Consider the following 5172-nt stretch of genomic DNA (forward strand, 5'->3'; position numbering starts at 1 on the left):
GGCCTCGGCTTCGGCGGTGGCGGTGGGGACGGGCTGCGGGTTCATGAAGGCTCCTCTATCACGCGACGCTCGCCTACAGCGAAGGGGGCGGGAAAGCTTCCCGGAACAGACGCCGGGCGTTCTCGGTCGTCCGCTGGGCGAGCACGTCCACCGGCTCCCCCAGGGCCTGGGCCATGCCCGCGAGGATGTGGGGCAGGTAGCCCGGCTCGGAGCGCTGGCCGCGAAAGGGCGTGGGGGCCTGGTCCGGCGAGTCCGTCTCCGCCACCAGCCGCTCCGGGGGAATCACGCGCAGGGCGTCCAGCGGTTTGCGCGCCTCCGCCCAGGTGACGGGGCCGGCGAAGGAGAAGTGGCAGCCCTTCTGGATGTAGAAGCGCGCCAGCTCCGCGCCGCCGCTGTAGCTGTGCATGAGGACGCCCGCGTCCGGCCAGGCCTCCGTCTTCAGCAGGTCGATGAGCGCCGGGTGCAGCCGGTGGCAGTGCATCAGCACCGGCAGCCCGTGCTTGCGCGCCAGGGCCAGGTGTCCGCGCAGCACGGCCACCTGTCGCTCCAGGGGCGCGCCGGTGACGGAGGGGCCATCCAGGCCGCACTCGCCCACCGCCGCCGCGCCGCCCTTCGCGAGCAGCGCGTCCAGCCGCTCCAGGTGCAGGCCGTCATCCTCCGGTGGCAGGTCCGGCAGGAACTGGGGATGGATGCCCAGGCCCACCTGGATGCGCGCGTCCTGGCGGGGAAGTTCGAGCAGGGGCTCCCACGTCTCCGGTCCCACGGCGGGAATGAGGATGCCGTGCAGGCCCGCGGCCCAGGCGCGCGCGACGACTTCCGGGCGGTCCGGCTCGAAGCGAGAGGCGTCCAGATGGCAGTGCGTGTCGATCATTGAGCACCCTTTTCCCAAACCCAGTTCAATCACGGACAGGCCCGGATGACGTGCCCTTCAAGGCGAGCCGTCCCCCGCGAACGGGAAGCTATGACGCGCGCCCCTGACTGAGGAGGCATGAGCATGACCAAGCGAGTGGTGTGGGGTGCGCTTTTCGGAGCGCTGACGATGTTCGCGACGGGCTGTGGAGACGAGTGCGTCGACCAGTTCGACTGCCGCGACAAGGGGACGGCCCCCGAGGGCCAGACCTGGTCCTGCAACGAGGACAACAAGTGCGAGCTGCGCACGCTGACGCCCGCCCCCGAGGAGGACGCTGGCACGGAGACGGACGCCGGCACCGGGACGGACGCGGGCACCGGGACGGACGCGGGCACGGACGTTGATGCGGGCACCGACGCGGGCACGGAGGTCGACGCCGGGACGGACGCGGGCACGGGCATGACGGTGGCCAAGGGCGGCGCGTGCACCGCGACGACCGAGTGCATGGCCGGCCTGTTCTGCGAGGCCGCGACCTGCCAGGCGCTGCACATCGCCGTGACGGGCACGGACGGCGGCACCCGGGCCATCGTGGCCCGCTTCGACACGCCGGGGATGACGTCCCTCAGCGATGACGCCGTGGCCAGCGCCTACCCGCGCTTCGGCCCGGGCGGCACGCAGGTGGCCTTCGTGCAGGGGGATGTCACCGGCGCCACGGGTGAGCTCGCGGTGCGCGCCGTGCCGCTCGCGGCCGGTTCGCCCACCGTGCTGACGACGGGCGCTGGCACGCGCATCCGCTACATGGAGTGGGAGCCGGGCAACGTGATCGCCTGGGTGCGTGGCTCGTCCGGCATCTCCACCATCCCCGCGACGGGCGGCACGGCGACGCAGGCCACCGCGACCGGCACGTTCCCGGACTTCGGGCCCAACGGCGTCGACTACGCGTACAGCGCTTCCGGCGCGGGCATCCAGGTCTCCACCGGCGGCGCCGCGCCGTCTCCGCTGGCGGGGTCGCCCACGTCCGGGGAGCAGCCGCACTACAACCGCGTCACCTCGCAGCTGCTGTTCCTGGCCAACCCGGACGGCAAGACGGTGAACTTCGGCGCGGAGGTCACCCCGGTCCTCAAGCTGTACTCGCTGCCCGTGACGGGCGGCGGCGCCCCGCAGACGCTGGCGGACGCCACCTCCGCGCCCGTCACCGGTGGCACCCTGGAGTCCTACATCGCGAACCCGAACTGGGCGCCGGACGGCAGCTGGGTGGCGTACGTGCGCGCCTACTACCAGCTCATTGGCACCGCGGCCACGCTCTGCGGCAACGTGACCGCGACGGAGTGCGGGACCACCCCGGGCAACGTCCTCTTCCTCCAGCGCGTGAACACCACCACGGGCGCGCCGGAGGGCGCGGCGGTGTCCTTCGAGAACGAGGCCACGCTGCCGTCGTTCTCTCCGGACGGTCAGTACCTGGCCTACGTGAAGGGCGGTCAGCTCACGGTGCAGCAGCTGGATCCGGTCGCGGGCACGAAGGTCGGCGCCGCCATCGCCCACCCGAAGGACACGTACACGGTGCTGACGAGCGAAGGCGACGACCACCGCCCGCGCTGGCAGCCCCGGTAGTCCTGCTCGGAGTTGAAAGCCCCGGCAACCGGGGCTTCCCGGCCCGCGTTCCCCGTTTCAGCGGGAGAGCGCGGGCCGTTGTCTTTGGGGGCGGGTGCGAAGCGGTGAGCCCACCGGTGCGAAGTGACGAACGCGGTCAGTCGGTGTCGCGCTGAACCCGCTCGCGTGGCTCCAGGATGCGTCCAGGGCGGTCCACGCGCCGGGACGCAAGGCGCGTCCGGAAGCACGCAGGAAGCGTCCACCGCAGCGGTTGCGCGGCGGGTTCGAAGTGAAGGCGGAGACGTTGGAGCCGGGGCACCGTCGGTACCCGGAGTGGGTCGCCGTGACGGGCCTGGGACGGCTTCACAACGTTCAAGGGAGACGGGTACTCCACCCGCGCCAGCGGAAGCGGCACCTGGTGGTTCGAGGCTGACAGCCGTGTCGCGACAGCCCTTCCTCGCGCGCCCTGTGTCCGGGAGCGCGGCCCGAGGGAGGACCGGACGGCTTCGTCAGCCTTCGACGACGATGCGGCGACCCAGCGCGCGGGTCATCTGCGGGGACGTCACCAGATCCAGCACGCCGCTCATCTCACCGCCGGCGGTGTCGAACGCCGCGGCGATGACCTCTCCCAGCGTGAGCTGGGCCTTCTGGGCCACGACGCGCGCCCGCTTCGCCGTCCGCCGCAGCGCCGGCATCACCCGCCGACCCTGCCGCCGCACCGTCGTGCCACCACTCGTCTTGCCTGCGGTCCGCTTCGCCATGGTTCCTCCCGCCACTTCCCACTGCGCGGGTGAGTACACCTTGGGTCTGACATCATGCAGGCGGGGTGCCAGGGCTCGGCCTCCCCGGCGGGTCCTAGAATCCAGGGGTTTCCCTGTCGAATAGGGGGTTTCCGTGGGGTAGGACGGCCCACCTTTTTTCAGCCCTTCAGGGTCATTCCTCGTTCTGTCGAGTTTTTCGTTCAGCCAGCGCGGTGATTTCCACAGGACGTTCAATGGCCCTCATCGCGCCCCGGGGCCCGTGGGCACCAGGGTACGGGTCAGGTGTCACCCTGGGGCCACGCCCCCGTGGCTGGAGGGCCACGGGCCGCGCCGGGGCGTCCGAGGGGGGCGCGAGCGGGGACGGGGGATTTGGGATAGAGGGCGGACCGCCATGCGAGTCCAGGTCCTCTTCCACGACAATTGTTTCGACGGCGCGGCCAGCGCCGCGGTCTTCACCCGCTTCTACCGGGAGCGCGTGCGCGCGGACGCGACGTTCAGCTACCGGGGGCTGTCGCACAAGCCGGGGGCGGAGGGCATTGATCCGGCCGTCTTCACCGGGGACGAGAACGTCATCGTCGACTTCCGCTACAGCCAGGACGCGCGGCTCACCTGGTGGTTCGACCACCACGCCTCCGCCTTCCAGCAGCCGGGCGACGAGCCCCACTTCCAGCGCGACACCAGCGGGAAGAAGTTCCACGACGCGCACCGCAAGAGCTGCACGCTGTACCTGGCGGACGTGGCGCGCGAGCGCTTCGGCTGGGATGCGTCCGCGCTGTCGGACCTGCTGCACTGGGCGGAGATCATCGACGGCGCGCAGTTCCCCAGCCCCCAGATGGCGGTGGCGCTGGAGGAGCCCGCGCTGCGCATCATGACGGTGCTGGAGTCCACGAAGGATGAGACGCTCATCCCGGAGGTCATCCGCCGCATGCAGTCCGAGTCGCTCTCGGACATCGCCGCCTCGCCCCTCATCTCCGCCCCGCTGGCGCCGCTGCTCTTCAAGCACCAGCGCAACATCGACCTGGTGCGCGAGAAGGCCCGCTACGAGAACGGCGTCGTCTTCTTCGACCTGGTGGACGAGGGCGTGGACAGCCTCAACAAGTTCATCGCCTACGCGCTCTACCCGGACGCGCGCTACACGCTGTGGGTGGGCAAGGGTGCTTCGCGCGCCAAGGTGTCGCTGGGCTCCAACCCATGGCAGCCCCATACGCGCAAGCACGACCTGGCCGCCATCGCCGGCCGCTACGGCGGGGGCGGGCACCCGGTGGTGTCCGCGGTGAGCTTCAAGGCGGACCAGACGGACAAGGCCCGCGCCGCGTACAGCGAAATCCTGGCGGAGCTGTCCAGCGCGGGCTGAGAAGCCTTCAAGGGCGGGCGAAGAACGCGAAGCCCGCCTGTCGCAACAGCCGCACCACCGACAGCATGGGAAGTCCCTGCACGTTGGTGCGGTCCCCTTCGAGCTTGGCGAGCAGCGCCTGCCCCTGGCCCTCCACGCGGTAGCTGCCCGCGCAGCCCTCCCACTCGCCGGTGTCCAGGTAGCGCTCCAGCTCCTCGGGCGGCAGCGGGAAGAACGTGAGGTGCGTGGTCTCCACGGCCTGCGTGAGGTGGCCGCCTGGGCCCACCAGACACACGCCGGTGTGGATGGCGTGGGTGTGGCCCAGCAGGCGCCCAAGCTGCGCGCGGGCGGCGTCCCGGTCGTGGGGCTTGCCCAGCGTCGTGCCCTCCACCTCCACCAGCTGATCCGCGCCCAGGACCCAGGCGTCCGGGTGGCGCTCATGCACCGCGCGGGCCTTGCGCACCGCGAGCATCGCCACGGCCTCCAGGGCGGAGAGCTGGGCGGGCACGTGCTCGTCCACGCCGGGGGCCTCGGTGCGGTAGGGCAGGCCCAGCCCGTCCATCAGGGCCTTGCGCGCGCTGGAGGTGGACGCGAGGAACAGGTCGCCGGGGGGGCCAGGGTTTTTCATGGGGTGGGGT

5 protein-coding genes are annotated in these 5172 nt (G+C 71.4%); 2 read left to right on the plus strand and 3 right to left on the minus strand.

All coding sequences use genetic code 11. From position 1 onward, the window contains the following. Positions 1-73 precede the first annotated feature (73 nt). Entirely contained in the window at positions 74-871 is a 798-nt protein-coding gene (locus D7X74_RS39435) for a TatD family hydrolase (protein WP_120538094.1), read from the minus strand. A 123-nt stretch (positions 872-994) separates the two neighbouring features. Between D7X74_RS39435 and D7X74_RS39440 the strand changes: the two genes are divergently transcribed. Beyond that, positions 995-2461 (plus strand): PD40 domain-containing protein, encoded by a 1467-nt coding sequence (locus D7X74_RS39440; protein ID WP_120538098.1) that lies wholly within the window; start codon positions 995-997, stop codon positions 2459-2461. Positions 2462-2949: 488 nt separating this feature from the next. Here D7X74_RS39440 and D7X74_RS39445 read toward each other — a convergent pair whose 3' ends face one another. After that, a complete protein-coding gene (locus D7X74_RS39445; protein ID WP_120538095.1) occupies positions 2950-3201 on the minus strand; it encodes a hypothetical protein in 252 nt (83 codons plus the stop codon). Positions 3202-3592: 391 nt separating this feature from the next. On the opposite strand from D7X74_RS39445, the gene D7X74_RS39450 reads away from it, so the two are divergent. Beyond that, positions 3593-4555, plus strand: a complete 963-nt coding sequence (locus tag D7X74_RS39450; protein WP_120538096.1) for a hypothetical protein — start codon at positions 3593-3595, stop codon at positions 4553-4555. A gap of 7 nt (positions 4556-4562) precedes the next feature. Here the strand turns inward: D7X74_RS39450 and D7X74_RS39455 are convergent, their stop codons facing one another. Continuing rightward, a complete protein-coding gene (locus tag D7X74_RS39455; RefSeq protein ID WP_120538097.1) occupies positions 4563-5162 on the minus strand; it encodes a nucleoside triphosphate pyrophosphatase in 600 nt (199 codons plus the stop codon). Between the last annotated feature and the right edge of the window lie 10 nt (positions 5163-5172).

This window comes from Corallococcus sp. CA047B (assembly GCF_003612065.1).
GTDB classification, from domain to species: domain Bacteria; phylum Myxococcota; class Myxococcia; order Myxococcales; family Myxococcaceae; genus Corallococcus; species Corallococcus praedator.

Bases quoted from the DNA above. Each gene is read 5' to 3' on its own strand.
- D7X74_RS39435 (WP_120538094.1), bottom strand. From the start codon at position 871: ATGATCGACACGCACTGCCATCTGGACGCCTCTCGCTTCGAGCCGGAC.
- D7X74_RS39440 (WP_120538098.1), top strand. From the start codon at position 995: ATGACCAAGCGAGTGGTGTGGGGTGCGCTTTTCGGAGCGCTGACGATG.
- D7X74_RS39445 (WP_120538095.1), bottom strand. From the start codon at position 3,201: ATGGCGAAGCGGACCGCAGGCAAGACGAGTGGTGGCACGACGGTGCGG.
- D7X74_RS39450 (WP_120538096.1), top strand. From the start codon at position 3,593: ATGCGAGTCCAGGTCCTCTTCCACGACAATTGTTTCGACGGCGCGGCC.
- D7X74_RS39455 (WP_120538097.1), bottom strand. From the start codon at position 5,162: ATGAAAAACCCTGGCCCCCCCGGCGACCTGTTCCTCGCGTCCACCTCC.